Origin of the sequence: Pantoea sp. FN0307 (genome assembly GCF_050113815.1) — a bacterium.
GTDB classification, from domain to species: Bacteria; Pseudomonadota; Gammaproteobacteria; order Enterobacterales; family Enterobacteriaceae; genus Mixta; species Mixta alhagi.
The window spans coordinates 39,221-66,187 of record NZ_JBNJSO010000006.1 but is presented as its reverse complement, the minus strand read 5'-3'; the positions used below and the strand labels follow the sequence as shown (position 1 = coordinate 66,187).

Sequence of the window (26,967 nt, the reverse complement as noted above, 5' to 3'; positions counted from 1 at the left end):
TTTTGGCTGATCATTTAACCCTGCGGGACAATTTTTGTGCGATTGTTTAGCCAGTTAAGTTGGTATTTTCTTCGTGAGTGGCGGCGCTATCTCGGCGCGGTTTCTCTGTTAATCGTCATTGCGATTTTGCAGCTACTGCCGCCTAAAATCGTGGGCATTATTGTGGATGGCGTAACGCTGCATCACCTGAGCGCTGGCTCAATCATGATGTGGATTGGCATCATGCTGGTAACCGCGCTGGTGGTCTATCTGCTGCGCTACGTCTGGCGTGTACTCTTGTTTGGCGCCTCTTATCAGCTGGCGGTAGAGCTGCGGGAAAATTTTTACCGTCAGCTAAGTCGCCAGCATCCGGAGTTTTACCTGCGTCACCGTACCGGCGATCTTATCGCGCGGGCGACCAATGATGTAGACCGCGTTGTTTTTGCTGCCGGTGAAGGGGTGCTGACGCTGGTGGACTCGCTGGTGATGGGCTGCGCGGTACTGATTGTGATGAGCACGCAAATCAGCTGGCAGCTCACGCTGCTGGCGCTGGTGCCGATGCCGGTTATGGCGCTGATGATCAAGCGTTACGGCACGCAGCTGCATCAGCGTTTTAAGCTGGCGCAGGGTGCATTTTCCTCCCTCAACGATCAGGCGCAGGAAAGCCTGACCAGCATCCGCATGGTGAAAGCCTTCGGTCTTGAGGATCATCAGTCCCGGCAGTTTGCGGCGATAGCGGCGGACGCCGGTGAGAAAAACCTGCGCGTGGCGCGCGTGGACGCCCGCTTTGATCCTACGATCTATATCGCGATTGGCTTATCTAATTTGCTGGCGGTTGGCGGTGGCGGCTGGTTGGTCTGGCATCAGCAGATGACGCTGGGCCAGTTAACCAGCTTTGTTATGTATCTGGGCCTGATGATCTGGCCAATGCTGGCGCTGGCGTGGATGTTTAACATTGTTGAGCGCGGCAGCGCGGCGTGGAGCCGTATTCGTTCGCTGCTGTCAGAGGCACCGGCGGTGGCAGACGGCAGTAAGATATTGCCGGAAGGACGCGGCGTGCTGCAGGCGGCAATCCGCGAATTCAGCTATCCAGGCAACGCACAGCCTGCGCTGCGCAACCTGAATTTTAATCTCAGGCCTGGGCAGATGCTGGGTCTGTGCGGCCCCACCGGGGCGGGGAAAAGTACGCTGTTGAGCCTGATTCAGCGCCATTTCGATATCTCTCAGGGCGATATTCGCTATCATGGTATCCCGCTGACGCAGCTGCGGATTGATAGCTGGCGCGGGCGGCTGGCGGTGGTGAATCAAACGCCGTTTCTGTTTTCCGATACCATAGCGAACAATATTGCGCTGGGGCGTCCTGGCGCCAGTCGCGATGAAATTGAACGCGCCGCTAAGCTGGCAAGCGTTCATGAAGATATTCTGCGCCTGCCGCAGGGATATGAAACCGAGGTGGGCGAACGCGGCGTGATGCTCTCCGGCGGTCAGAAGCAGCGTATCTCTATCGCGCGCGCCCTGCTGCTGAATGCCGAAATCCTGATACTGGATGATGCGCTTTCGGCAGTGGATGGGCGGACCGAGCATCAAATTTTGCATAACCTGCGTCGCTGGGGACAGGGTCGAACAGTGATCATCAGCGCTCATCGCCTGTCGGCGCTTACCGAAGCCAGTGAAATTTTGGTTATGCAGCATGGCGTTGTGGCGCAGCGTGGCGAGCATAACGCGCTGTTACAGCAGAAGGGGTGGTATAGCGATATGTATCGTTATCAGCAGCTGGAAGCCGCGTTGAGTGAGGATGAAGTTAGCCGCAGCAGTGAGGAGAAACAGCATGGCTGATACCAGAAAACTTTGGCCGACGCTGAAAAGGCTGCTCTCCTACGGCAAACCCTGGCGTAAAGCGCTCTCGCTGGCGGTGCTGATGCTGTGGATCGCTGCCGCTGCCGAAGTGCTGGGCCCGGTGCTGATTGGTTATTTTATCGATCATTTTATTGCGCAGCATCAAATGCCCATTGGGCTGGCGATTGGCCTGGCCTGTGCGTTTATTCTGCTGCAGGGGCTGGCGGCGCTGTTGCATTACTGGCAGGCGTTATTGTTTAACCAGGCGGCGGTGGGTGTTGTTCAGCGACTGCGATCTGATGTGATGGATGCGGCTTTGCGTCAGCCGCTCAGCGCCTTTGACCAGCAGCCGGTGGGCCAGATTATTTCACGCGTGACCAATGATACTGAAGTCATAAAAGATCTCTGGGTGACGGTTGTCGCGACCGTATTGCGCAGCGCGGCGCTGGTTGGCGCAATGCTGATCGCCATGTTTAGCCTGGACTGGCGCATGGCGCTGGTAGCGGTGGTCATTTTCCCGCTGGTGTTCACCGTGATGCTGATCTATCAGCGCTACAGTACGCCAATTGTTCGGCGGGTTCGCAGCTATCTGGCCGATATCAATAATGGCTTTAATGAAGTCATCAACGGCATGAGCGTTATTCAGCAGTTTCGTCAACAGGCACGATTTGGCGAGCGGATAGGGGAGGCCAGTCGATCGCACTATCTGGCACGCATGGAGACGTTAAGGCTGGACGGCTTTCTGCTGCGTCCCTTGCTCAGCCTGTTTTCAGCGGCTATTTTGTGCGGTTTGCTGATGCTGTTTAGTTTCTCGTCGGTTGGCGTATTTGAGGTTGGCGTGCTGTACGCCTTCATCAGCTATCTGGGACGGCTAAATGAACCGCTAATTGAATTGACCACGCAGCAGTCGATGCTGCAGCAGGCGATTGTTGCTGGCGAGCGCATTTTTGAGCTCATGGATGCACCGCGTCAGCATTACGGTCAGGAAGATCAGCCTTTGCAAAGTGGCCGCATCGATATTGAACATCTGAGTTTTGCCTATCGTGACGGACGCAATGTGCTGGAGGACATTTCACTTCAGGTTCCTTCACGCAGCTTTGTCGCCCTTGTCGGTCATACCGGCAGCGGTAAGAGTACGCTTGCCAGCCTGCTGATGGGCTACTATCCAGTGAAGCAGGGGCGCATTTTTCTGGATGGACGTCCGCTGGAACAGTTCAGCCATCAGGCGCTGCGTCAGGGAGTGGCAATGGTTCAACAGGATCCAGTGGTGCTGGCCGATAGCTTCTTCGCCAATGTAACGCTGGGGCGTGATATCAGCGAACAGGCGGTTTGGGAGGCGCTGGAAGCGGTTCAACTGGCAGAGCTGGCACGCGGCCTCTCTGACGGCATCCATACGCGCCTTAATGAACAAGGTAATAATCTGTCGGTAGGGCAGAAGCAGCTGCTGGCGCTGGCGCGTGTCCTGGTTGCCGAACCGCAGATCCTTATTCTGGATGAGGCGACAGCCAATATCGATTCCGGCACCGAGCAGGCGATTCAGCGTGCCCTGCAACAAGTCAGAAAGAAAACCACGCTGGTGGTTATTGCGCACCGTCTTTCTACCATTACCGAAGCGGATACGATTCTGGTGTTACATCGTGGACAGGCCGTTGAGTGCGGCACGCACACTGAGCTACTGGCGCGGCAGGGGCGCTACTGGCAAATGTATCAGCTGCAGCAGGTGGGCAGTGAGCTGACAATGGGCATTATTGAAGGAGCCTGATCCCTTCTTGCACCTTTTTCAGGCGTGATTATCAGAATGTTCTCTGGAAATGCGCACCAGGTTGTCATAACGCACCTTTATGGTGCGTTTTTTTCTGCTGTGTGCGGCCATTTTTCCTGTCACAGGCGCGCTCGTGCCGATTACGCCGCTTCCTGCTCTACTTTCACTCTCGGTCCATAGCTGGCACAACCTTTGCTTTACCCTCCCTGTGTCAGATGCCTGACCAACATGATTAAGCAAGGGGAGCGTATGAAGCTGGTTACCGTTGTCATCAAGCCATTCAAACTGGAGGATGTGCGCGAAGCGCTCTCTTCTATCGGCATCCAGGGATTGACCGTCACAGAGGTTAAGGGATTTGGTCGTCAAAAAGGCCACGCTGAACTCTATCGTGGCGCTGAATATAGCGTGAATTTTCTGCCGAAAGTCAAAATCGATATCGCCATTGCTGACGATCAACTGGATGAAGTAGTGGATGTGATCAGTAAGGCGGCCTATACCGGCAAAATTGGCGACGGCAAAATTTTTGTTGCTGAGCTGCAACGCGTTATCCGTATTCGCACCGGTGAAACTGACGAAGCCGCTCTTTAAGTCGGGTTCGGTAACTTGTGATGGGATGGAATAAAATGAATAAATTAATGACCAAAGGCCTCGCTGGCCTGGCGCTGTTACCATCGCTGGCGATGGCGGCGCCTGCCGTTGCGGATAAGGCGGATAACGCCTTTATGATGATTTGCACCGCGCTGGTGCTGTTTATGACAATTCCCGGGATAGCGCTCTTTTATGGTGGCCTGATCCGCGCTAAAAACGTTCTGTCACTGCTGACGCAGGTCTCTGTGACCTTCGCTATGGTGTGCGTAATCTGGGTGCTGTATGGCTACTCTCTGGCATTTAGCGAAGGTAACGCCTTTTTCGGTGGCCTGGAGTGGCTAATGCTGAAAAATATCAGCCTGACGGCATTAAGCGGCACCATTTATCAATACATTCACGTGGTCTTTCAGGCCTCTTTCGCCTGTATTACCGTTGGACTGATTGTTGGCTCTATTGCCGAGCGCATTCGCTTCTCAGCCGTACTGATCTTTGTGGTTATCTGGCTGACGCTGGCTTACCTGCCTATTGCCCATATGGTCTGGGCGGGCGGCTTCCTGGCGCAGGATGGCGCGCTCGATTTTGCAGGCGGAACCGTGGTTCATATCAACGCCGCCGTTGCCGGCCTGGTTGGTGCTTACCTGGTAGGTAAACGCGCAGGCTTTGGCAAAGAGGCATTTAAACCGCATAACCTGCCGATGGTATTTACCGGCACGGCGATCCTCTATGTTGGCTGGTTTGGTTTTAACGCCGGCTCAGCGGCGGCGGCCAACGAGATTGCTGCGCTGGCTTTCCTGAACACCGTGGTAGCCACAGCGGGTGCCGTACTCTCCTGGACCTTTGGCGAATGGGCGCTGCGTGGAAAGCCTTCGCTGCTTGGTGCCAGCTCCGGCTTTATCGCAGGTCTGGTAGCGATTACGCCTGCCTGTGGCTACGTTGGCGTTGGCGGTGCGCTGCTGATTGGTCTGATTGGCGGTCTCGGCGGCCTGTGGGGCGTCACTGTCCTGAAAAAATGGCTGCGCGTGGATGACCCGTGCGATGTGTTCGGCGTACACGGTGTTTGCGGCATTATTGGCTGCATCCTCACCGGCGTTTTCGCCTCCTCTTCACTGGGCGGCGTGGGTTACGCTGAGGGCGTCTCCATGGGCCATCAGATTTGGGTACAGCTGTTTAGTGTGATTTTAACAATCATCTGGACCGGCGTGGTAGCCTTTATAGGTTTCAAAGTCGCGGACATGCTGGTAGGACTGCGTGTGCCGGAAGAGCAGGAGCGTGAAGGGCTTGATGTTAACAGCCACGGCGAGAATGCTTATAATCAGTAATCGACATTAAATAAAAGAAAAGGACGATACCCGGTATCGTCCTTTTTCATGGTATCAACTGCGCTGACGCATTACGCCTTCCTGCACCGTGGAAGCAACTAACACGCCTTCCTGGGTATAAAACTCTCCACGTACAAAGCCGCGCGCCCCGGAAGCCGACGTGCTTTCTACGCTGTATAACAGCCACTGATTCAAATCCACCGCACGGTGAAACCACATAGAGTGATCGATGGTGGCAACCTGCATACCTGGCTCCAGAAAACCTTTGCCGTGAGGCTGTAACGCAACCGGAAGAAAGTTCAGATCGGAAGCGTAGCCCAGCAAATATTGATGGATACGCGCGTCATCAGGCATTGCACCGTTAGCGCGTAGCCACACCTGGCGCGTTGGCGCATCGACATGACCTTTTAACGGATTGTGGAAGGTTACCGGGCGGATATCTAATGGCTTTTCGGCAAGGAACTTTGCGCGCACCTTTTCCGGGATCATGTCGGCCAGCCGCTGGGCAATCTCCGTTTCGCTGGGCAGTCCCTCCGGACCGGAAACATCAGGCATCGGTTTTTGATGTTCAAAGCCGCTTTCCGGTGCCTGGAAGGAGGCGGTCATGTAAAAGATAGGTTGGCCATTTTGAATAGCGGCAACGCGGCGCGCGCTGAAGCTGTGGCCATCCCGCAGCGTTTCGACATCATAAATAATCGCTTTCTGGCTATCGCCCGGTCGCAGAAAATAGCTGTGGAAAGAATGGATATTCCTTTCCACAGGCACGGTGTGCTTGGCGGCATGCAGCGCCTGTCCCACGACCTGCCCGCCAAAAACCTGGCGCAGACCTAAATCCTCGCTTTGGCCGCGAAACAGGCCTTCCTCAAGTTTCTCCAGCTGCAACAGGTTAAGGAGATTTTTTAATGCCTGGCTCATCAGATGTTCCTCAATAACATTACCGCTTTAGTTTGCGAGATCCGACCAGCTCCTGCAACTGTGCCAGACGCTAAAGGTTCAGTTAATAAAAATGAACCCGGCAGTCGCCAGGCAAAAAAGCGGATCCTGTGCCAGAATTAAGCACATACAGCGTCTTATAGCTGTTTCGGCCAATTTGTCGCCGACACGACATTGATCAGAAGGAGAGGTTATCAATGAAATTCTGGCATGTAATGAGCGGAGCAGCGCTGGCCGTTGCCCTTGCAGGTTGTGCAGATAAAAGTGCAAATATTCCTGTTCCCACGCCGGGCGCAGAGTTAGCAGGACAACCCGTTATTGCCCAACCCAACGTGAGCGGTTCCATCTATATCCGGCAAAAAGTGGCGTTACCGCCGGATGCAGCATTAACGGTAACCCTTTCAGACGCATCCCTGGCGAACGCTCCGGCCAAAGTGCTGGCGCAGCGCGTGGTTCTTACCGAGGGTAAACAGGCGCCTTTCCGTTTTACTTTGCCTTTTAACCCGGCCGATATTCAGCCTGACGCGCGCATTCTCTTAAGCGCAGCGATTACTCAGGATAATAAGGTTATTTTTATGACCGAATCGGTTAAACCGGCAATCAATAGTGGCGGAACAAAAATCGACTTAACCCTGGTTCCGGCTACATCGGTTGCTATGCCGACCCGCAGTGGCGCAGCGACAACCGTTCCGTCTACGTCGCCGACTCAGGTTACGCCATCCTCATCAATACCTGCACCAACCAGTTTCTAAATATGTTTATGGGGGCCAGCGTTGCTGGCCTTACCATTGCCATCGGTAACGCGCCAAATCAACCTCTCCGGCATCGCTGATTTCAATTCCTTCCGCTTCCAGCGCATCACGCTGCCGCAGCAAATCATCCCCTTGCAGGGATATCTGTCCGTGGCGGTTAATAATCCGATACCAGGGCAGGCGACTATCGGCAGGCAGACGCTTTAATAATCCGCCAACCTGACGCGCTGCACGTGGCGAGCCGGCCATGCGCGCCACATCGCCATAGGTAGCAACGGTGCCAAAGGGAATAGCGGCGATAACCTGTATCACACGCTGAGAGAAAGAGTCATTTTCCATAGCGGCTCCTGCTTTAGGTTTGTGCTTATCCTCGCAAAAAGCAGCATGCAAAGAAATATGCCAAAGCGGTAACACTGCCATGAGAGAAAATACTCAAGAAAAACGGAGGGTTGTTTAATAAAACAACGGTTGAGGGCCTGCGGCTTGCATTTACCCCAGGCATCATTGATAATGCCTTCGCTCTGTAACGGAGCACGTCAATGGGGGCCCTGTTGGTTCTCCCGCAACGCTAACTTGTGAACTCGGTCAGGTCCGGAAGGAAGCAGCCGCAGCAGGTGACGCGTGTGCCGGGATGTAGCTGGCAGGGCCCCCACCATTTTTATCCATCCCGTTATTCCTCATCTATTTAGCGTACATATTTCCATACTGATACTGGGACTTTATCGTACAGCTTATTCATTGTTAATTCAGCCAAACGATGATCCGCAGCAGAATAAAAAACAGCCAGTTCATCATCAGGTAATTCATATTTATTCTTTTCAATAACACGCTCAAGTGTATCAATGGATCGGCAACGTCTTAAGCGCATTAGATAGTCAGTCTTGGTCATAATTTTTTCTGTCATGGTTAAACCATAATAAATTAACGGTTGCTAAAATGAATGGCTTGGCTGTAAAGGAAGCTGAGCGCACTCTTCTGCGAAAAGGTTAAACAAACGTCTGGCGGAACGCTGCCAGCGTTGTAGATCCTGAACATTGATGCCGTAATTACTGAAAAGCATAAAGGTATCATCGAGGTAATCATCTATTTGAACAATGAGATCCTCATCCTCAGCATGCTTAATTTTATAATTCATAGTGAATGAAGCAATATGTTCAATCAGATCATTCAGTTGTAAATTAGAAGCGGACGTAGGATCATTAACCCAGCCATGATGGCTGTCACCTAACGTTGCCATACTTTCGTCGTACAGATTTTCACACAAGAAATTCAACTGGGCAATATCATGCCGTTTCGGTGAGTATTCGTCCATCTTTTTTCCCTCCATACATCGACCATTGTCTGCATGCGAAACAGTGAAAAAAGCACCGTACTATAGGGTTAATATTAAGATTCGTTAGTTGATCAGACAAGGTAAATATAACGTAAGCTTGCTCTTTTCAGATAAGGTATGAGTAAATTTAAAGTTCATCAGCGGTGGAAGGGCGCGTATCATCAATAAAATTAAAGGCCAGTGCGCCAGGAATTACCTCAAACTCAACGCTTTCCCGTTGGGATTCTGTCTGATTAATGTCAAGACAAGCATTGAATACATTCCAGTCGAACTGATAGTACAGTTTATATCTTTCATCATTTATTGGCTCTACAGAAATAATCTTAACCGATCCCGGAACAAAAAGCGCATTCTGTGAATACCATTGCAGGTCGCCGATCAGCATTTTTTCTATTTTGGGAATATTCTGTAGGATTAGACTTTTTAATTTTAGCGGGTTTCTCTCATCTTGCAAAATATCGCACGGGATAATTTTTCTCACTTTACCTCCGCTGAGCGTATCCAGACTTAGGATAAGAATGAGATTAAGTATGCCAGAAGACAAGCAGGGTTAATTAATATTCAGCCTAAATTTATGCCAGTAAATGTCATGCTTTTACAGGCTAATGTTTAACTGATGTAAACTTACTTCGTTGAATTTTATAAATTTAGAGCAAAGCGATAGCCCAATCAAGCTACTTTATTGACATAAAAGGATACAATTTTCCTACAGCTATGGTTTAAGCCGCAGTGGTTGATTGCTGTTTAGCGTGATGAAAAGCAGAGAATAAAAAGCGATTGAGCAAAAAAAGTATCAGGCCAGCGTAATCGCCAGCCTGCTACCTGTTTAACGTTTTTTCTTACCGCCCTGAACGGCTTTGAAGCGCGGATTACTTTTGCAAATGACATATACGCGACCGTGCCGGCGAACTATCTTGCAGTCCTTGTGACGCTGTTTAGCCGCGCGTAACGAGCTTAAAACTTTCATAACCCCTTTTTCTCCTTAATCATTTTTGCCGAAAAAACGGCCATAACGTTGATTAAAGCGCGCTGAGCTTCCTTCACGGCTGTAGTCTTTTTGCTTGCCCGTATAATGTGGATGCGAAGCAGAAGAGACATCCAGCGCAACATAGGGGAAAGTTTCACCGTCGATTTCAATTGTCCGGTCGGTTTTAATCGTCGAACCTGTTTTAAAGTAGTGATCGACGCTGGTGTCGTGAAAAACGACGGTACGGTAATGGGGATGAATACCCGGTTTCATAGCGGCTCCTTTTGATATGTTATATCATAACATAAATTAATTATGCGCCTTTCATTTGCGTTATGCAACGGGTCGATGCTGCCGCACAGAAGATGAAGTGAACCGCGAGGGATAACAGCCTGGGCAGGGGATGAACCAGGTAAAAAAAGAGGCCACATAAAGTGGCCTCTGGTTAACGCATTATTAATGCTGGTGTTCTACAGGATGGCCCTGTTCCAGCTCTTCCTTATGTTTGCTGAAGCGGCGACGCACCACCACAAAGAACACAGGAACAAAGAAGATAGCCAGCACAGTCGCCGTTACCATGCCGCCCATGACGCCGGTACCTACCGCGTTCTGCGCGCCAGAACCTGCGCCAGTACTGATAGCCAGCGGCAATACGCCGAGGATGAATGCCAGAGAGGTCATCAGGATAGGACGCAGACGCATACGGGTTGCTTCCAGCGTCGCTTCCACCAGTCCTTTCCCTTCTTTTTCCATTAGATCTTTGGCAAATTCAACAATCAATATCGCGTTCTTCGCTGATAGCCCCACGGTAGTTAACAGGCCTACCACAAAGTAGACGTCGTTACTCAGACCGCGCAGCGTAGTGAAGATCAGGGCACCAATCACCCCTAACGGCACTACCAGCATAACGGCGAACGGAATTGACCAACTCTCATAGAGCGCTGCCAGACACAGGAACACCACAATCAGTGAAATGGCGTAGAGCGCAGGTGCCTGGTTGCCGGAAAGGCGTTCCTGATAGGACATACCGGTCCAGTCATAGCCAATACCCTGCGGCAGCTGTGAAGCTAACTCCTCCATCAATGCCATGGCATCACCCGAGCTGCGGCCTGGTGCCGCCTGTCCCAGAATTTCCATGGCCGGGAGGCCGTTATAGCGTTCCAGGCGCGGCGAACCATACTGCCACTGCGCTGAAGAGAAGGCAGAGAAGGGCACCATATCACCGTTAGACGCGCGCACGTACCATTTATTGATATCGTCCGGCAGCATACGTGAATCGGCTTTACCCATCACATAGACTTTTTTCACGCGGCCGCGATCGATAAAGTCGTTAACGTACGAGCCACCCCAGGCAGCGCCCAGCGTGGTGTTGATATCGGAAATGGAAACGCCCAGCGCCTGTGCCTTTTCCTGATCAACCGTCAGCTTGTACTGCGGCGTATCTTCCAGACCGTTGGGACGTACACCCACTAACGTATCAGGATGCTGTGCCACCATGCCCAGCAGCTGATTACGCGCCTGCATAAGTTTGTCATGACCCAGGTTAGCCTGATCGATCAGTTCAAAGTCGAAACCGGTGGCGTTACCCAGCTCGATAATTGCCGGCAGGTTAAACGGAATAACCATGGCATCTTTAATTGAGCTGAGCGCCTGCATGGCGCGACCTGCAATGGCTGGCACCTTGTTTTCTGCGCCGCCACGCTCTTCCCACGGCTTAAGGCTGACGAAGGCGATACCGGTGTTTTGTCCGCGACCAGCAAAGCCGAAGCCGTTAACGGTAAACACCGACTCAACGCTGGCTTTCTCTTTGGTCAGGAAATAGTGAGTGACCTCATCCAGCACCTTCTGCGTACGCTCCTGCGTTGCGCCTGCGGGTAACTGAGCCTGGGCCAACAGCAGACCCTGGTCCTCTTCCGGCAGGAACGAGGTAGGCAGACGCATAAACAGCACGGCCATGCCGATTACAATCAGCAGATAAAGCAGCAGATAACGACCGGTACTGCGTACGATATGCCCAACGCTATCCACATAGTGGTTAGTGCTCTTATCAAACAGGCGGTTAAACCAACCGAAGAAACCGGTGGTTTTGCCGTGATCGCCTTTTTTGATCGGCTTCAGCATGGTGGCGCAGAGCGCCGGAGTCAGGATCAATGCCACAATCACCGACAGCACCATTGCAGAAACAATCGTAATGGAGAACTGACGATAGATAACCCCGGTCGAGCCACCAAAGAAGGCCATAGGAACAAACACGGCGGAGAGCACCAGCGCAATACCTACCAGCGCGCCCTGGATCTGTCCCATCGATTTACGCGTCGCTTCTTTTGGCGACAGCCCTTCTTCAGCCATAACGCGTTCGACGTTCTCTACCACCACGATGGCGTCATCCACCAGCAAGCCGATAGCCAACACCATCCCGAACATCGTCAGGGTGTTTATCGAGTAGCCGAACGCATTAATAATGGCGAAGGTCCCTAACAGAACCACCGGCACCGCAATCGTTGGGATAAGCGTGGCGCGGAAGTTTTGCAGGAACAAATACATGACCAGGAACACCAGCAAAATCGCTTCAAACAGCGTTTTTACCACCTCAAAGATAGAGATTTTAACAAACGGTGTGGTGTCATAAGGGTAAACCACTTTCAACCCGGCAGGGAAAGTGGGCGAAAGACGCGCCAGCTCAGCTTTTACCGCTTCGGCAGTATCCAGCGCGTTAGCACCGGTTGCCAGCTTAATACCGAGACCGGAAGCGGGCTGGCCGTTAAAGCGTGCGATGATTTCATAGTTCTCACCGCCCAGTTCAATGGTTGCCACATCACGCAGACGAACCTGAGATCCATCCGAATTTACTTTCAGTAAGATCTTACCGAACTCTTCCGTGGAGGTCAGACGCGTTTGCGCGATGATTGAGGCATTAAGCTGTTGACCTTTCACCGGCGGCGTACCGCCCAACTGACCGGCCGCGACCTGGGCGTTCTGCGTAGAAATCGCATTCACCACGTCAACCGGCGTCAGCTGATAATTATTCAGCTTATGCGGGTCCATCCAGATACGCATGGCGTACTGCGCACCAAACAGCTGGGTATCGCCCACGCCGGTGGTACGGCTGATAGGGTCTTTGATGTTTGAAGAGACAAAGTCCGCAATATCGTTCTGCGTCATGCTGCCATCTTCACTCACAAAGCCCGCTACCATCAGGAAGCTGCTGGAGGATTTTTCAACCTGGATACCCTGCTGCTGAACTTCCTGCGGCAGAAGCGGCATCGCCAGCTGCAGTTTATTCTGTACCTGCACCTGGGCGATATCGGCATTAGTACCCGACTGGAAAGAGAGGGTCAGCTGCAGCGAGCCGGATGAATCGCTATTGGAGGACATATACATCAATCCATCAATACCGTTCATGTTCTGCTCAATAACCTGCGTTACCGAGTCCTGCAGCGTTTTAGCATCCGCACCTGGATAGTTTGCGTTAATCTGTATCGCTACGGGAGCAACGTTTGGATATTGCTCAATCGGCAGCTTAAGAATCGATAGCGCACCCGCCAGCATGATAATGATGGCGATTACCCACGCAAATATGGGGCGATCGATAAAGAACTTAGCCATGTATCAGTGGCTCCTGTTTAAGACTGAGGTTTTTCAGATTGCTGTTGCGACTGCTGCTTCGCTTTCGCATCATCTGTTACTTCCTGTGGCGTGACTTGTGCGCCAGGTTTTGCACGTTGAATGCCGACCGAAATCACGCGATCGCCAGCCTGTACGCCCTGGGTTACCAGCCACTTATCACCAATTGCCTGCTGAGCGGTCACGTTACGCATGGCCACTTTATTATCCTGGCCCACCACCATTACCGTTGCCTGACCGGTTGGCGTGCGGGTTACCGCCTGTTGCGGAACCAGGATAGCGTTTGGATTGGTGCCTTCTTCCAGACGCGCACGAACAAACATACCCGGCAGTAGACGATGATCCGGGTTTGGGAACACCGCACGCAGCGTAATCGAGCCGGTTGTCTCATCAACGGTAACATCAGAGAATTCCAGGGTACCTGGATGCTGATATTCGGTACCATCAGGCATCATCAGCGTTACATTGGCTTTGCCGTCGGTTTGCTTTAACTGGCCCGACTCCAGTTCGTTACGCAAGCGCAGATATTCATCGCTGGACTGGGTCACGTCGACATACATTGGATCAAGCTGCTGTACGGTCGCCAGCGCATTGGTTTGCCCGGTCTGCACCAGCGCGCCTTCGGTAACAGACGATTTACCGATACGGCCACTAATAGGAGAGGTAACCCTGGTGTAGGCCAGATTGATGCGCGCCGTCTCCACGTTAGCTTTAGCGACGGCTACTGCGGCGGCCGTTTGGCTCTGCGTGGCCATCGCCTGGTCGTAATCCTGCTGGCTGATATATTTCGTACCCAGAAGCGGCTGATAACGTTTTACCGTGACGGCGGCAATTTGGGCATTGGCCTGCGCCTGGGCGAGATCGCCTTTGGCACTGTTATAAGCGGCCTGATAAGGCGCAGGGTCGATCTGGTACAGCGATTCGCCAGCCTTAATATCGGTGCCTTCCACAAAATTACGTTTCAAAATAATGCCTGAAACTTGCGGACGTACTTCCGCCACGCGATAGGCGGAGGTCCTGCCCGGTAGCTCCGTGGTAATTTTCAACGGTTCGCTTTTCAGCGTTACTACACCAACTTCCGGCGCCTGCTGCTGTTGGCCTGCCTGTTCGGACTTATCATCACATCCTGTAAGCAAAAAGCTGCCTGAAAGCATCAGGGCGGCCGCCAGAGGCGTTAACCCTCTGTTATTTTTCATAAATCAACCTCGAGTGTTCGATATCGATTGGTCAATGGATCACAAACCGTTGAGCCATTGCTGCGTTTAAATTATGGTCATGCTATGGTACATACATTCGCAAATGTATGTAAATCTGCCGCTTGGTAAAAGCACTCACTATGGCACGAAAAACCAAACAGCAAGCCCTTGAAACACGACATCAAATTATTGATGCCGCCATTGAACGCTTCTCGGAATTCGGTGTTTCGGCGACCTCGCTTGCTGATATTGCCACCGCGGCTGGCGTAACGCGTGGCGCTATCTACTGGCATTTTAAAAACAAGACCGATCTACTGAATGAGATCTGGGCGCAGTCTGAGACTGGCCTGGAGGACGTTGAGCAAGAGTATCAGGCAAAATACCCAGACGATCCACTTTCTGTGATGCGCGCCATGCTGCGTTATGTTTTTGAAGCGCCAGCGCGCGACAAACGGCGGCGCTCACTGCTGGAAATTATTTTCCATAAATGTGAATTTGTGGGTGAAATGCTGCCGTTACAGATTATGCAGCAGAACCTCTATCTGGAATGTTACGAAAAGATAGAGCAGTCCCTGAGCCACTGCATCAAGGCCGGACAACTGCCCGCTGAGCTTAATATGCGGCGGGCGACGATTGTGATCCGCGGCTATGTTACCGGCATTGTCGAAAACTGGTTGTTTATGCCAGAGAGTTTCGATATTGAACAGGATGCGCCGATCCTGGTGGAAACGCTGATTGATATGCTAAAAACCAGCCCCAATCTCAGTTAGCCCGCCCTTAGCTAAGTACAGAAAATTGCTGTTTTTTTTCAAAATCACGGCGCACAATCTCCAGCGCTGCCAGCACGGTTTCTGGCGGGATCTCGTTTTGTTCCAGCAGCATAATCAGATCCACCGCCAGTTTTATCTCATCAGAGGCGCTTTCCAGCGACATATTGTGCTCCTTAACGTCGTATAACCCGTGCAACCGCCGTCAGCAGTAATGCACCCGTCAGCGCCAGCAACAGCGCGCGCGGATGCAGGCTGGCCAGCGTGCCCCAGTTAAAATACACGCTAACATAGCCGCCGACCAGGGCGCCAATGGTCGCTAAAACCAACGTTGGCAGCCAGCTGCCGCGCCCTGACATCAATTTGCTTGCTGTCAAACCAACCAACAGACCCACAACCAGCCAGGATAACAGTCCCATATTGATGTCCTTATTAAGCGCCAATTTTAAACCTGTAAATAACAATAGATAAAATAGCCTGTCAGCGGCTGCAGCACAGCTCGCGGGCTGTGATAAAGTGATCCCGGTAGTTTTTTCACGGGACAGGGCATGCAGCGTATCATCTTACTGATTATTGGCTGGTTGGCGATCGTGCTGGGCACGCTGGGTGTGGTTTTACCGCTGCTGCCGACCACGCCGTTTATTTTACTGGCTGCCTGGTGCTTTGCCCGTTCTTCGCCACGCTTTCATCAATGGCTGTTGTATCGCTCCTGGTTTGGCGTGTATCTGCGTCACTGGCAGCAATACCGTGCGCTGCCACCGGGCGTAAAACCGCGCGCCATAGTGCTTATTATCTGTACCTTCGCCATTTCAATCTGGCTGGTGAAAATCTTCTGGCTGCGGATTATGCTGCTCTGTATGTTAGCGGCGCTGCTGCTGTTTATGTGGCGGATGCCGGTGGTTGCAGGGGATAAAACCGAGGGTTAAGGCATAAATTGACTTTTTACCTTATCGATTTTCAAACACTTAAACTGCCAGCATGGCAAACAGAGTTGCATTTGTCCTGCGGTTTGCTTAGATTTGTTCGTTTTCGTGCGTGGCTTCCCTGATTTCCTTATTTTTCGTCTGCGGAATTATCCGTCAGCGTAAAGCGAGGCTGCGCGAGTCAGTTTAGTATTCACCAGGCATAACATTATGACCGCGACTGCACAGCAGCTTGAATTTCTTAAAGACAGTATTAAAAGCGTTCCGGACTATCCGAAACCGGGTATCCTGTTTCGTGATGTTACCAGTCTGCTGGAAGATCCGCGCGCTTTCGCCACAACGATTGATCTGTTCATTGAACGCTTCCGCGATCGGGGAATTACCAAGGTAGTGGGTACCGAGGCGCGTGGCTTCCTGTTTGGCGCGCCGGTAGCGCTGGGTCTGGGCGTTGGCTTCGTGCCGGTGCGTAAGCCGGGCAAACTGCCGCGGGAAACCTATAGCGAAACCTACGATCTGGAATATGGCAGCGACCAGCTTGAACTGCATCGCGATGCGATTAAGCCAGGCGATGTGGTGCTGGTGGTGGACGATCTGCTGGCTACCGGCGGCACCATTGAAGCGACCGCTAAGCTTATCCGCCGCGCCGGTGGTGAAGTGAAAGACGCCGCCTTTGTGATCAACCTGTTCGATTTGAACGGCGAAGCCCGCCTTAACGCGCTGGGTATTGATTGCTACAGCCTGGTCGCCTTCCCGGGCCACTGAGTTTCCCGCCTTCAGCCTCGCCGTAGCGGCGGGGCTGTGTTAGCATGTCCCACTGGTTTTCAACACATCTTGTGAACGAATGAGTTATCAGGTCCTTGCCCGCAAGTGGCGTCCACAAGCGTTTTCCGATGTCGTTGGTCAGGAGCATGTTTTGACTGCGCTGGCGAACGGTTTGTCGCTGGGACGAATCCACCACGCTTATCTTTTTTCCGGCACCCGAGGCGTCGGGAAAACCACCATTGCGCGTTTGCTGGCCAAAGGGCTCAACTGCGAAACCGGTATCACCGCCACGCCCTGCGGCGTTTGCGATAACTGCCGCGAAATCGAACAGGGTCGCTTTGTCGATCTGATTGAAATCGATGCCGCCTCGCGAACTAAAGTTGAAGACACCCGCGATCTGCTGGACAACGTGCAGTACGCGCCCGCGCGCGGTCGCTTTAAGGTCTACTTGATCGATGAAGTGCATATGCTGTCGCGTCACAGCTTTAACGCACTGCTGAAAACCCTTGAAGAGCCGCCAGCGCACGTTAAATTCCTGTTGGCCACCACCGATCCGCAAAAGCTGCCGGTGACCATACTTTCCCGTTGCCTGCAATTCCATCTCAAAGCGCTGGATGTCGATCAAATCCGACAGCAGCTGGAATATGTGCTGGAGCAGGAAAATATCACTGCGGAGCTGCGCGCATTGCAGCTGCTGGCGCGTGCGGCGGACGGCAGTATGCGCGATGCGCTGAGTCTGACCGATCAGGCGATTGCCAGCGGCGAAGGGCAGGTTACCACTGAAAGCGTCGCCGCGATGCTGGGCACGCTGGATGACGAGCAGCCGCTGGCGTTAATCGAGGCATTAGCCGCCGCCGATGGTCAGCAAACCATGTCGCTGCTGCAACAGGCGGCCAGCCGTGGCGTTGAATGGGAAGCGCTGCTGGTGGAGATGCTGCGTCTGCTGCACCGTATCGCCATGATCCAACTGCTGCCTTCAGCGCTTAGCGAAGAGTATGCGGCAGTGGAGCAGCGCCTGCGTGAACTGGCGCGCGTGGTTCCGCCAGCCGATGTGCAACTCTATTACCAAACCATTCTGATGGGGCGTAAAGAACTGCCGCTGGCGCCCGATCGCCGTATGGGCGTAGAAATGGCGCTGCTGCGCGCGCTGGCTTTTCACCCGCAGGTAGAGATCGCCGAGCCGGTCACGCGACCGGTGATGTCGCCGCAGCCTAATGTACAAACGCCGCCTTCCGCCGCTGCCGCCGCGTTTTCCGCTCCGGAAGCAGCGCAACCGCAGCCGGCACCCGCCTCTGGCGCGCCGGAGACGCCTCTGCCCGACACAACCAGCCAGCTACTGCAGGCGCGTACTCAACTATTGCGCCAGCAGGGAGCAACCAAAACAAAAAAGAGTGAGCCGGCAGCGCTAAGTGCGCGGCCGGCAGGCTCGGCGCTGGAACGTCTCGCTCAGGTAACGGAGCGCGCCGCCAGACGACCAGCGGCAGAACCGGCAGCGCCAGCGAAAAAAGAGGCCTACCGCTGGAAAGCGCAAAATACGGTAGCCGAAAGCGAAGCGCCGCAGGTAGCGACGCCGAAGGCGCTGCGTTCCGCACTGGAGCATGAAAAAACGCCGGAGCTGGCCGCCAGACTGGCTGAGGAGGCGCTGGAGCGCGACGCCTGGGCCGCTGAGATCGCCACGCTGACATTGCCGAAACTGGTGCAGCAGCTGGCGCTCAACGCCTGGAAAGAGGAGACGGCGCAGGGGATTTGCCTGCATTTACGCAGCAGCCAGCGTCATCTTAACTCTACTTCAGCACAGCAGGTATTAACCGAAGCATTAAGCAATGCCAGCGGTAAGTCGGTTGAATTGACTATCATTGAAGATGATAATCCTGCGATATTGACGCCTCTGGAGTGGCGTCAGAAGATTTATGAAGAAAAACTGGCGCAGGCGCGTCAGTCCATCATTGCGGATAGCCATATTCAGACGCTGCGTCGTTTTTTTGACGCCGATCTGGATGAGGAGAGTATTCGCCCCGTTTGAATCGCCGCATAACCGGTAACGGCTTACGCGGCCCGAGCAAAAAGAGAGAACGCTATGTTTGGTAAAGGCGGTTTGGGTAACCTGATGAAACAGGCCCAGCAGATGCAAGACAAAATGCAGCAGGTACAGCAAGAGATTGCTGAAATGGAAGTCACCGGCGAATCTGGCGCTGGCCTGGTTAAAGTCACCATTAACGGTGCACACAACTGCCGTCGTGTAGAGGTGGATCCAAGCCTGCTGGAAGATGACAAAGATATGCTGGAAGATCTGGTCGCTGCGGCTTTCAACGATGCGGCGCGCCGTATTGCTGAAGCGCAGCAGGAGAAAATGTCATCCGTTTCCGCCGGCATGCAGCTGCCGCCGGGCTTTAAGATGCCGTTCTGATGCAAACCAGCCCTTTGCTGGAATCGCTAATGGAAGCGCTGCGCTGTTTGCCGGGCGTTGGCCCGAAATCAGCACAGCGCATGGCGTTTCAGCTATTGCAGCGCGATCGCAGCGGAGGCATGCGCCTGGCTCAGGCGCTGACGCGCGCTATGTCAGAGATTGGTCACTGTACGGACTGCCACACCTTTACCGAACAGGAAATTTGCACCATCTGCGCGAACCCGCGTCGCCAGCAAAACGGGCAAATTTGCGTGGTAGAAAGCCCGGCAGATATCCATGCTATCGAGCAAACCGGGCAGTTTGCCGGACGTTACTTTGTGCTGATGGGGCATCTTTCACCGCTGGACGGCATCGGCCCGCATGATATTGGGCTGGACAGGCTGGAACAGCGGCTGGAAAAAGAGACCATCCAGGAAGTGATCCTGGCGACCAACCCCACGGTGGAAGGCGAAGCCACGGCGAACTACATCGCCGGGCTTTGTGCGCAGTACGGCGTGGATGCCAGCCGTATCGCGCACGGCGTGCCGGTTGGCGGCGAGCTGGAAATGGTTGACGGCACCACGCTGTCGCATTCGCTTGCCGGACGCCATAAGATTAAATACTGACCACTTGCTGGCACATTCTCATGTGCCAGCTTGAAAATAGTTTTCCCATCCCCATCTCTTCCTCAACGTTCGATAAACCTGTTTCAGTTGAGGTAGCAAAACCATGAAAGGACAAGAGACGCGTGGTTTCCAGTCAGAAGTTAAACAGCTTCTGCACCTGATGATCCATTCCCTCTATTCGAATAAAGAGATCTTTCTGCGCGAGCTGATTTCCAACGCTTCGGATGCGGCGGATAAGTTGCGCTTTCGCGCACTTTCCACGCCGGATCTGTATGAAGGCGATGGCGAGCTGCGCGTTCGGGTTTCTGTCGATAAGGAAAACCGCACGTTGACGCTGAGCGATAACGGCATCGGTATGCGTCGCGATGAGGTGATCGAGAACCTCGGTACCATCGCTAAATCGGGCACCAAAGCTTTCCTCGAGTCGCTTGGCTCCGATCAGGCAAAAGACAGCCAGCTGATTGGTCAGTTCGGCGTCGGCTTTTACTCTGCGTTTATCGTTGCCGATAAAGTCACCGTACGTACCCGCGCAGCGGGAAGCGCGCCGGAAGAGGGTGTGTTCTGGGAATCTGCTGGCGAAGGCGAATACACCATTGATGACCTGACTAAGGCGGATCGCGGCACTGAAATCACGTTGCATCTGCGTGAAGGTGAAGATGAGTTCCTCGACAGCTGGCGCGTACGCAGTATCATCAGTAAATATTCCGATCACATCGCGCTGCCGGTTGAGATCGAAACCAAAGATGAAGAAAACGACACCACCAGCTGGGAAAAAATCAACAAGGCGCAGGCGCTGTGGACCCGCAACAAAGCGGAAGTCAGCGATGAAGAGTACAACGAATTCTATAAGCATATCGCTCATGACTTTAGCGATCCGCTGACCTGGAGCCACAACCGCGTAGAGGGAAAACAGGAATATACCAGCCTGCTCTATATTCCGGCGCGCGCGCCGTGGGATATGTGGAACCGCGACCATAAACATGGCCTGAAACTTTATGTTCAGCGCGTCTTTATCATGGATGACGCTGAGCAGTTTATGCCGAACTATCTGCGCTTTGTGCGCGGCCTGATCGACTCCAACGATCTGCCGCTGAACGTCTCGCGTGAAATTCTGCAGGATAACCGCATTACGCAAAACCTGCGCAGCGCGCTAACCAAACGCGTTCTGCAGATGCTGGATAAACTGGCGAAAGATGATGCTGAAAAATATCAGCAGTTCTGGAGTGAGTTTGGTCTGGTGCTGAAAGAAGGCCCGGCCGAAGATCACGCGAACCAGCAGGCGATCGCGAAACTGCTGCGCTTTGCCACCACCAGCAGCGAAGGCGCGGCGCAAACCGTCTCGCTGGAAGAGTATGTCAGCCGCATGGTGGAAGGGCAGGAGAAGATCTATTACATCACCGCCGACAGCTATGCCGCAGCGAAAAGTAGCCCGCATCTGGAGCTGTTCCGTAAGAAAGGCATTGAGGTTCTGCTGCTCTCCGATCGTATCGACGAGTGGATGATGAGCTACCTGACCGAGTTCGATGGCAAAGCCTTCCAGTCAGTGAGCAAAGCGGACGAAACGCTGGATAAGCTGGCTGACGAAGAGAACGAAGCGCATAAAGAAGCGGAAAAGGCGCTGGAGCCGTTTGTTGATCGCGTGAAAACGCTGCTGGGCGAGCGGGTGAAAGAGGTACGTCTGACGCACCGTCTGACCGATACGCCCGCTATCGTGACCACCGACGCCAATGAAATGAGCACCCAGATGGCCAAGCTGTTTGCAGCGGCCGGGCAGGCGGTGCCGGATGTGAAATACATCTTTGAGCTGAACCCGGATCACGCGCTGGTGAAACGCGCGGCGGATACGCAGGAGGAAGCGCGCTTTGCTGAATGGGTTGAGCTGCTGCTCGATCAGGCACTGTTTGCTGAGCGCGGTACGCTGGAAGATCCGAACCAGTTTATTCGTCGCATGAACCAGCTGCTGCTGGCCTGAATATCATCAACGTAAGCGTTAAGCCGGCCAGTGCGCCGGCTTTTTTACCACGGCATTGATTCTGAAAAACAGCGGTTCCTTGCCGTCAGGCTGGATCCTATGGATAAATCGGTTAATGATAGTCGCAGGTAACGCACCCATTATCGCCAGAGCCGCTTCCAGACCCGTTTCCTTGTGATGATCGGGGCTTAATGGTATGTTCTTGGCCTTCTCAGTTAGATCAAAGCGATTCGCAAGGGGATTTACGCAATGCGTATTATTCTGCTCGGCGCTCCGGGCGCAGGTAAGGGCACACAGGCTCAGTTCATTATGGAGAAATACGGTATTCCGCAAATCTCCACGGGCGACATGTTACGTGCGGCGGTAAAAGCCGGTACGGAGCTGGGCAAACAGGCGAAAGCCATTATGGATGAAGGCAAACTGGTTACCGACGATCTGGTTATCGCGCTGGTAAAAGAGCGTATTGCCCAGGACGATTGCCGTAACGGTTTCCTGCTGGATGGTTTCCCGCGCACTATTCCGCAGGCTGATGCGATGAAAGAAGCTGGCATCAAGATTGACTGCGTACTGGAATTTGATGTGCCGGACGAACTGATCGTTGAGCGTATCGTTGGTCGTCGCGTTCATGCGCCTTCTGGCCGCGTGTATCACGTAACTTTTAATCCGCCGAAGGTGGAAGGCAAAGACGACATCACCGGCGAAGAGCTGACCATGCGCAAAGACGATCAGGAAGAGACGGTTCGTAAGCGCCTGGTGGAATACCATGAAATGACCGAGCCGCTGGTGGCTTATTATCAGCAGGAAGCGCAGGCGGGTAATACTCAGTACCATAAAATCGACGGTACGCGTAAAGTGACCGAAGTCAGCGCTGAGCTGGCGAAAATTCTGGGCTAACGCGCCGCGTTGATTCCATTGTCAGGAATATCCGCTGGATATTCCTGATTCATCTTCTTTCTGCCACTGTTTCCCCATTCTCTCTGCCTGTTTCGCACTATCCTCTATACTTTGCCGCTAAGCGTTTTCATCTCTTGTAAGGAAAGGTTTTTCCGGCGAGCTTATCTGTCTCAGCCAGGGTAAAATCAGCGCGTAAAACGAATTAATCCATTTGAAAAAACAGGGATATACGATGAGGCAAGATAAACCCGGCGTCTTGCTGGTCAACCTGGGTACGCCCGATGCGCCAACCACGCCAGCGGTTAAACGCTACCTGAAACAGTTTCTCAGCGATAAGCGTGTAGTGGATACGCCGCGCTGGCTCTGGTGGCCGATTCTGAACGGCGTCATTCTGCCGATCCGCTCTCCGCGCGTATCAAAGCTGTATGCGTCGGTATGGATGGAAGAGGGCTCGCCGCTGATGGTATTCAGTAAACGCCAGCGTAATGCGCTGGCCGCGAAGCTGGATATTCCCGTTGAGCTGGGCATGAGCTACGGCAATCCCAGCCTGAAAAGCGCGGTCGATAGTCTGATGGCGCAGGGCGTAACGCGCCTGATTGTGCTGCCGCTCTATCCGCAGTTCTCCTGTTCAACGGTGGCGGCAGTCTGGGATGGTCTGAGCAGCGTTTTCGCCGGCTATCGTTCGATGCCAGACGTGCATTTTATTCGCGATTATGCTGAGCATCCGGCCTATATTGCCGCGCTGAAAGCATCGGTTGAACGCTCCTTCGCGCAGCATGGAAAGCCCGATCTGCTGGTAATGTCTTATCACGGTATTCCCCAGCGTTTCGCCAACGAAGGCGATGACTACCCGCAGCGCTGCCGCGATACAACTGAGGCGCTGACGCGTGCGCTTGGGCTGAGCGATAGCGAAGTGATGATGACCTTTCAGTCACGTTTTGGCCGTGAACCCTGGCTGACCCCCTATACCGATGAAACCATGCGTGGCTTACCGGCGAAAGGCGTGCGCCATATTCAGATTATGAGCCCAGGCTTTTCTTCCGACTGTCTGGAGACGCTGGAAGAGATCAGCGAACAGAACCGTGAGTTCTTTATGCATGCTGGTGGTGAAAAGTTTGAATATATTCCGGCACTGAATGATGACGCTGAGCATATTGATATGATGCTGGCGTTGGTGAATGCGCATCGCTGAGTAACGGCGGGGAGTGTGGTATCATTCTCCGCCTGTTTATTCTGAAGCTATCAACCATGAAATTTCCCGGCCAACGCAAATCCAAACACTATTTTCCCGTCAACGCCCGCGATCCGCTGTTACAGCCGGTGCAACCTGAAAGTGAAACCGGCACCAGTTGGGTGGTCGGCATCGACCAGACGCTGGTAGACATTGAAGCAAAAGTGGATAATGCCTTTGTGGCGCGTTACGGACTCAGCGTTGGTCACTCGCTGGTCATTGAAGATGATGTGGCGGATGCGCTCTATGCCGAGCTGATGCGTGAAAATCTGATTACCCATCAGTTTGCCGGGGGCACCATCGGCAACACCATGCATAACTACTCGGTGCTGGCCGATGACCGCTCGGTGCTGCTGGGCGTGATGTGTAATAACGTGCAGATTGGCGGTTACGCCTATCGCTATCTGTGTAATACCTCCAGCCGGACCGACCTTAACTATCTGCAGGGCGTGGATGGTGCTATTGGCCGCTGCTTTACGCTCATCAGCGATAACGGCGAACGGACTTTTGCCATCAGCCCCGGCATGATGAATCAGCTGCGGCCGGAGAATATTCCTGAACAGGTAATTGCTGGCGCTTCAGCGCTGGTGCTGACATCCTACCTGGTGCGCTGCAAAGCAGGTGAACCGATGCCGGAAGCCACCATGCAGGCGGTGGCCTGGGCAAAGCAATATAACGTGCCGGTGGTGCTGACGCTGGGAACCAAACATGTGATTGCCGAAAATCCGCAGTTCTGGCGTGACTTCCTGCGCGAGCATGTCGCTATTTTAGCGATGAACGAAGAGGAAGGGCTGGAGCTGACCGGTCATGCCGATCCGCTTCTGGCGGCGGATAAAGCGCTGGAGTGGGTAGATCTGGTGCTGTGCACCGCTGGTCCAAATGGGCTTTACATGGCGGGCTACACCGAAGAGAGCGCGAAGCGACAAACTAATCTGCCGCTATTGCCTGGTGCAATTGCAGAATTTAATCAGTATGAGTTCAGCCGTGCAATGCGCTATCAGGATTGTCAGCAGCCGCTGCGCATCTATTCGCATATCGCGCCCTATATGGGCGGGCCGGAAAAGATCATGAACACCAATGGCGCAGGCGATGGCGCGCTGGCAGCGCTGCTGCATGATATTACCGCTAACAGCTATCACCGTAATAATGTGCCTAACTCCAGCAAACATGTGCGTAACTACCTGACTTATTCCTCTCTGGCTCAGGTCTGTAAATATGCTAACCGGGTAAGTTATCAGGTACTGAATCAGCATTCGCCGCGTCTGACACGCGGCCTGCCGGAGCGGGAAGATAGCCTGGAAGAGGCGTACTGGGAGCGATAATGACCATGGCGCGGCGTAACGCCGCGCCATCTGTTTATGAAGGATTGTGCGGCGTTAGCATTGGCCGCGTTTCCAGCCCGGCTTTCAGCATCGCCAGCATACTGTTGGCGATCTCCCGTTCGCCCATAATGACGTTATCAGCGCCGCGCTCCAGAATGTAATGCACTTCATCGTCATAATGTGCACGGGCGATAATCTCCAGATGCGGATGTTTTTCACGCGCTGCCGCGATAATTTCACCTGCCTCATAGCCGTTGGGAATGCTCATCAGCAGCCAGCGTGCGCAATCCAGTCGCGCCAGCTCCATGGTTTCAGCACGCGCCGCATTACCTAAAATAACCCGGATGCCTTGCTCACGCAGCGCTTCAACGCGCGGGCGTGAATGCTCTATCACCACAATCGGGATTTCAGCCTCTGTTAACAGCTGGCCCACCAGGCAGCCCACACGACCATAACCGACAATCACCGCATGGTTACAGATATTGACCGGGAGCTGTTTTTCTTCTTCCGTGGCCTCTTCCAGACTCCGCTCTTCGAAATTCTCATTTTTATCCAGATAGCGTTCCAGCAGAGTAAACAGAATCGGGTTGAGCATGATCGACAGAATCGCGCCAGCCAGTACCAGGTTACGCCCTTCATCGCTGAGCATATTCAGCGAAATACCCAGACCGGCAAGAATAAAGGCGAACTCGCCGATTTGCGCGAGGCTGACTGAGATAGTCAGTGCGGTGCGCCGCGAATGGCCCAGCAGGGTCACCAACAGCCAGGCCGCCAGCGACTTACCGAAAACGATAATAGCCAACACGCCCAGCACCGCCAGCGGCTGCTGAATAAGTATCATCGGGTCGAACAGCATGCCCACGGAAACGAAAAAGAGTACGGCAAAGGCATCGCGTAACGGCAAGGTATCGTGCGCGGCGCGATGGCTTAACTCCGACTCATTCAGCACCATGCCAGCGAAGAAGGCACCCAGCGCAAAGGAAACATCAAAAAACTCCACCGCGCCAAAGGCGATGCCGAGCGCCAGCGCCAGCACCGACAGCGTAAACAGCTCGCGTGAGCCGGTGGCGGCGCTGCGTGCCAAAATCCAGGGAACGACCCGGCGGCCTACCACCATCATCAGCACCATAAAGGCGGCGACCTTACCAATGGTAAACAGCAGATCCCATGCCAGCAGCGCAAAGCTGGCATTGCCTTTTTCCATCATGCCGGCAATCGCTGGTAGCAGTACCAGCGTGAGGACCATAACTAAATCTTCAACAATCAGCCAGCCTATTGCAATCTGACCGCGCTGCGTATCAATCAGCTGGCGCTCTTCCAGCGCCCGCAGCAGCACAACGGTACTGGCGGTAGAGAGACAGAGACCAAACACCAGCCCGTTCATCCATTCCCAGCCCAGCGCCATGCTCAGCCCCATTCCCAACAGCGTGGCAACGGTAATTTGCGCAACAGCGCCTGGAATTGCGATCGCTTTGACCGCCATAAGATCTTTCAGCGAGAAATGCAGTCCAACACCAAACATCAGCAGAATAACGCCCAGCTCCGCCAGTTCCTGCGCCAGACTCATATCTGCAACGAAACCCGGTGTGAAGGGACCTGACAGAACACCCGCCAGCAGATAGCCCACCAGAGGAGAAATGCGTAGCTTGCTGGCGAGCATTCCTAAAAGAAAGGCGAGGACAAGGCCTCCGACGATGGTGGTAATCAGCGGGGTGCTGTGGTGCATGCTTTCTCCTTCTGTGTGTAACTGTGTCCGGTTGTAAATAGTGTAAAACAATATGGGGTCATCGGTTTG

General features: G+C 53.5%; 27 protein-coding genes, 1 other RNA gene and 1 other annotated feature. Of the genes, 16 read left to right on the top strand and 12 right to left on the bottom strand.

The features are described 5' to 3' along the window. Nucleotides 1-36 precede the first annotated feature (36 nt). The 4 genes from ACQE3Z_RS16405 (at nt 37) to amtB (ending at nt 5,484) form a co-directional block, all read left to right on the top strand. Complete coding sequence (locus ACQE3Z_RS16405; RefSeq protein WP_426974614.1) at nt 37-1,815, top strand: SmdA family multidrug ABC transporter permease/ATP-binding protein; 1,779 nt, start codon at nt 37-39, stop codon at nt 1,813-1,815. Next, nucleotides 1,808-3,577 (top strand): SmdB family multidrug efflux ABC transporter permease/ATP-binding protein, encoded by a 1,770-nt coding sequence (locus ACQE3Z_RS16400; RefSeq protein ID WP_426974613.1) that lies wholly within the window; start codon nt 1,808-1,810, stop codon nt 3,575-3,577. Before ACQE3Z_RS16405 ends, ACQE3Z_RS16400 begins: the two co-directional genes overlap by 8 nt. A gap of 249 nt (nt 3,578-3,826) precedes the next feature. Continuing rightward, nucleotides 3,827-4,165 (top strand): P-II family nitrogen regulator, encoded by a 339-nt coding sequence (gene glnK, locus ACQE3Z_RS16395; RefSeq protein ID WP_007886947.1) that lies wholly within the window; start codon nt 3,827-3,829, stop codon nt 4,163-4,165. A gap of 35 nt (nt 4,166-4,200) precedes the next feature. After that, on the top strand, nt 4,201-5,484 hold the full coding sequence (gene amtB / locus ACQE3Z_RS16390; protein ID WP_426974612.1) for an ammonium transporter AmtB: 1,284 nt from the start codon (nt 4,201-4,203) through the stop codon (nt 5,482-5,484). A gap of 54 nt (nt 5,485-5,538) precedes the next feature. On the opposite strand, the gene tesB is transcribed toward amtB, so the two are convergent. After that, on the bottom strand, nt 5,539-6,399 hold the full coding sequence (gene tesB, locus ACQE3Z_RS16385; RefSeq protein ID WP_426974611.1) for an acyl-CoA thioesterase II: 861 nt from the start codon (nt 6,397-6,399) through the stop codon (nt 5,539-5,541). A gap of 215 nt (nt 6,400-6,614) precedes the next feature. Here tesB and ACQE3Z_RS16380 point away from each other — a divergent pair, with 215 nt between their 5' ends. After that, entirely contained in the window at nt 6,615-7,169 is a 555-nt protein-coding gene (locus tag ACQE3Z_RS16380) for a YbaY family lipoprotein (protein WP_250652063.1), read from the top strand. A 30-nt stretch (nt 7,170-7,199) separates the two neighbouring features. Here ACQE3Z_RS16380 and ACQE3Z_RS16375 read toward each other — a convergent pair whose 3' ends face one another. Further along, a complete protein-coding gene (locus ACQE3Z_RS16375) occupies nt 7,200-7,508 on the bottom strand; it encodes an MGMT family protein (RefSeq protein WP_426974610.1) in 309 nt (102 codons plus the stop codon). A gap of 210 nt (nt 7,509-7,718) precedes the next feature. Here ACQE3Z_RS16375 and ffs point away from each other — a divergent pair. Further along, an RNA gene (ffs, locus tag ACQE3Z_RS16370) (signal recognition particle sRNA small type) lies at nt 7,719-7,815 on the top strand. Between the two features lie 39 nt (nt 7,816-7,854). On the opposite strand, the gene ACQE3Z_RS16365 is transcribed toward ffs, so the two are convergent. The 7 genes from ACQE3Z_RS16365 to ACQE3Z_RS16335 all read right to left on the bottom strand — a co-directional run bounded on the left by ACQE3Z_RS16365 (nt 7,855) and on the right by ACQE3Z_RS16335 (nt 14,289). Beyond that, on the bottom strand, nt 7,855-8,073 hold the full coding sequence (locus ACQE3Z_RS16365) for an HHA domain-containing protein (RefSeq protein WP_071883698.1): 219 nt from the start codon (nt 8,071-8,073) through the stop codon (nt 7,855-7,857). Nucleotides 8,074-8,100: 27 nt separating this feature from the next. Further along, nucleotides 8,101-8,481 (bottom strand): Hha toxicity modulator TomB, encoded by a 381-nt coding sequence (gene tomB, locus ACQE3Z_RS16360; protein ID WP_085067696.1) that lies wholly within the window; start codon nt 8,479-8,481, stop codon nt 8,101-8,103. 148 nt (nt 8,482-8,629) lie between these two features. Further along, entirely contained in the window at nt 8,630-8,983 is a 354-nt protein-coding gene (locus ACQE3Z_RS16355; protein WP_426974609.1) for a hypothetical protein, read from the bottom strand. A 345-nt stretch (nt 8,984-9,328) separates the two neighbouring features. Then, entirely contained in the window at nt 9,329-9,469 is a 141-nt protein-coding gene (gene ykgO, locus ACQE3Z_RS16350) for a type B 50S ribosomal protein L36 (RefSeq protein ID WP_085067694.1), read from the bottom strand. Nucleotides 9,470-9,484: 15 nt separating this feature from the next. Next, on the bottom strand, nt 9,485-9,742 hold the full coding sequence (locus ACQE3Z_RS16345; RefSeq protein ID WP_085067693.1) for a type B 50S ribosomal protein L31: 258 nt from the start codon (nt 9,740-9,742) through the stop codon (nt 9,485-9,487). A gap of 183 nt (nt 9,743-9,925) precedes the next feature. Further along, nucleotides 9,926-13,075, bottom strand: coding sequence for an efflux RND transporter permease subunit (locus ACQE3Z_RS16340; RefSeq protein WP_426974608.1), 3,150 nt, complete (start codon nt 13,073-13,075; stop codon nt 9,926-9,928). A gap of 17 nt (nt 13,076-13,092) precedes the next feature. Continuing rightward, complete coding sequence (locus ACQE3Z_RS16335; protein ID WP_426974607.1) at nt 13,093-14,289, bottom strand: efflux RND transporter periplasmic adaptor subunit; 1,197 nt, start codon at nt 14,287-14,289, stop codon at nt 13,093-13,095. Between the two features lie 140 nt (nt 14,290-14,429). On the opposite strand from ACQE3Z_RS16335, the gene acrR reads away from it, so the two are divergent. Beyond that, nucleotides 14,430-15,059 (top strand): multidrug efflux transporter transcriptional repressor AcrR, encoded by a 630-nt coding sequence (gene acrR, locus ACQE3Z_RS16330; protein WP_426974606.1) that lies wholly within the window; start codon nt 14,430-14,432, stop codon nt 15,057-15,059. A gap of 7 nt (nt 15,060-15,066) precedes the next feature. On the opposite strand, the gene rsmS is transcribed toward acrR, so the two are convergent. Together rsmS and ACQE3Z_RS16320 are read right to left on the bottom strand one after the other, a co-directional pair. Then, complete coding sequence (gene rsmS / locus ACQE3Z_RS16325; protein WP_426974605.1) at nt 15,067-15,222, bottom strand: pleiotropic regulatory protein RsmS; 156 nt, start codon at nt 15,220-15,222, stop codon at nt 15,067-15,069. A 10-nt stretch (nt 15,223-15,232) separates the two neighbouring features. Continuing rightward, a complete protein-coding gene (locus ACQE3Z_RS16320; RefSeq protein ID WP_426974604.1) occupies nt 15,233-15,475 on the bottom strand; it encodes a GlsB/YeaQ/YmgE family stress response membrane protein in 243 nt (80 codons plus the stop codon). A gap of 129 nt (nt 15,476-15,604) precedes the next feature. Here ACQE3Z_RS16320 and ACQE3Z_RS16315 point away from each other — a divergent pair, with 129 nt between their 5' ends. The 9 genes from ACQE3Z_RS16315 to ACQE3Z_RS16275 all read left to right on the top strand — a co-directional run bounded on the left by ACQE3Z_RS16315 (nt 15,605) and on the right by ACQE3Z_RS16275 (nt 25,172). Beyond that, on the top strand, nt 15,605-15,982 hold the full coding sequence (locus tag ACQE3Z_RS16315; RefSeq protein ID WP_426974603.1) for a DUF454 family protein: 378 nt from the start codon (nt 15,605-15,607) through the stop codon (nt 15,980-15,982). A 207-nt stretch (nt 15,983-16,189) separates the two neighbouring features. Further along, the gene (gene apt, locus ACQE3Z_RS16310; RefSeq protein ID WP_085067686.1) at nt 16,190-16,741 is read left to right on the top strand and encodes an adenine phosphoribosyltransferase; all 552 of its coding nucleotides are present in this window, start codon (nt 16,190-16,192) and stop codon (nt 16,739-16,741) included. 79 nt (nt 16,742-16,820) lie between these two features. After that, a complete protein-coding gene (dnaX, locus tag ACQE3Z_RS16305) occupies nt 16,821-18,764 on the top strand; it encodes a DNA polymerase III subunit gamma/tau (RefSeq protein ID WP_426974602.1) in 1,944 nt (647 codons plus the stop codon). Further along, nucleotides 18,106-18,167 (top strand) — a sequence feature (DnaX frameshifting element). It overlaps the preceding gene by 62 nt. Before the next feature lie 54 nt (nt 18,765-18,818). Next, nucleotides 18,819-19,148, top strand: coding sequence for a YbaB/EbfC family nucleoid-associated protein (locus ACQE3Z_RS16300; RefSeq protein ID WP_085067684.1), 330 nt, complete (start codon nt 18,819-18,821; stop codon nt 19,146-19,148). Continuing rightward, the gene (gene recR / locus ACQE3Z_RS16295) at nt 19,148-19,753 is read left to right on the top strand and encodes a recombination mediator RecR (protein WP_085067683.1); all 606 of its coding nucleotides are present in this window, start codon (nt 19,148-19,150) and stop codon (nt 19,751-19,753) included. The genes ACQE3Z_RS16300 and recR overlap by 1 nt, the downstream gene beginning before the upstream one ends. Nucleotides 19,754-19,856: 103 nt before the next feature. Further along, nucleotides 19,857-21,725 carry a molecular chaperone HtpG gene (gene htpG / locus ACQE3Z_RS16290; protein WP_426974601.1) on the top strand — a complete coding sequence of 623 codons (1,869 nt, stop codon included), beginning with the start codon at nt 19,857-19,859 and terminating at the stop codon, nt 21,723-21,725. A gap of 249 nt (nt 21,726-21,974) precedes the next feature. After that, nucleotides 21,975-22,619: an adenylate kinase gene (gene adk / locus ACQE3Z_RS16285; RefSeq protein ID WP_426974600.1), complete on the top strand. Its 645-nt coding sequence runs from the start codon at nt 21,975-21,977 to the stop codon at nt 22,617-22,619. 232 nt (nt 22,620-22,851) lie between these two features. Further along, on the top strand, nt 22,852-23,811 hold the full coding sequence (hemH, locus tag ACQE3Z_RS16280) for a ferrochelatase (protein WP_426974599.1): 960 nt from the start codon (nt 22,852-22,854) through the stop codon (nt 23,809-23,811). Nucleotides 23,812-23,867: 56 nt separating this feature from the next. Beyond that, the gene (locus tag ACQE3Z_RS16275; RefSeq protein ID WP_426974598.1) at nt 23,868-25,172 is read left to right on the top strand and encodes an inosine/guanosine kinase; all 1,305 of its coding nucleotides are present in this window, start codon (nt 23,868-23,870) and stop codon (nt 25,170-25,172) included. A 34-nt stretch (nt 25,173-25,206) separates the two neighbouring features. Here ACQE3Z_RS16275 and ybaL read toward each other — a convergent pair whose 3' ends face one another. Next, nucleotides 25,207-26,898 carry a YbaL family putative K(+) efflux transporter gene (gene ybaL, locus ACQE3Z_RS16270; protein ID WP_426974597.1) on the bottom strand — a complete coding sequence of 564 codons (1,692 nt, stop codon included), beginning with the start codon at nt 26,896-26,898 and terminating at the stop codon, nt 25,207-25,209. Between the last annotated feature and the right edge of the window lie 69 nt (nt 26,899-26,967).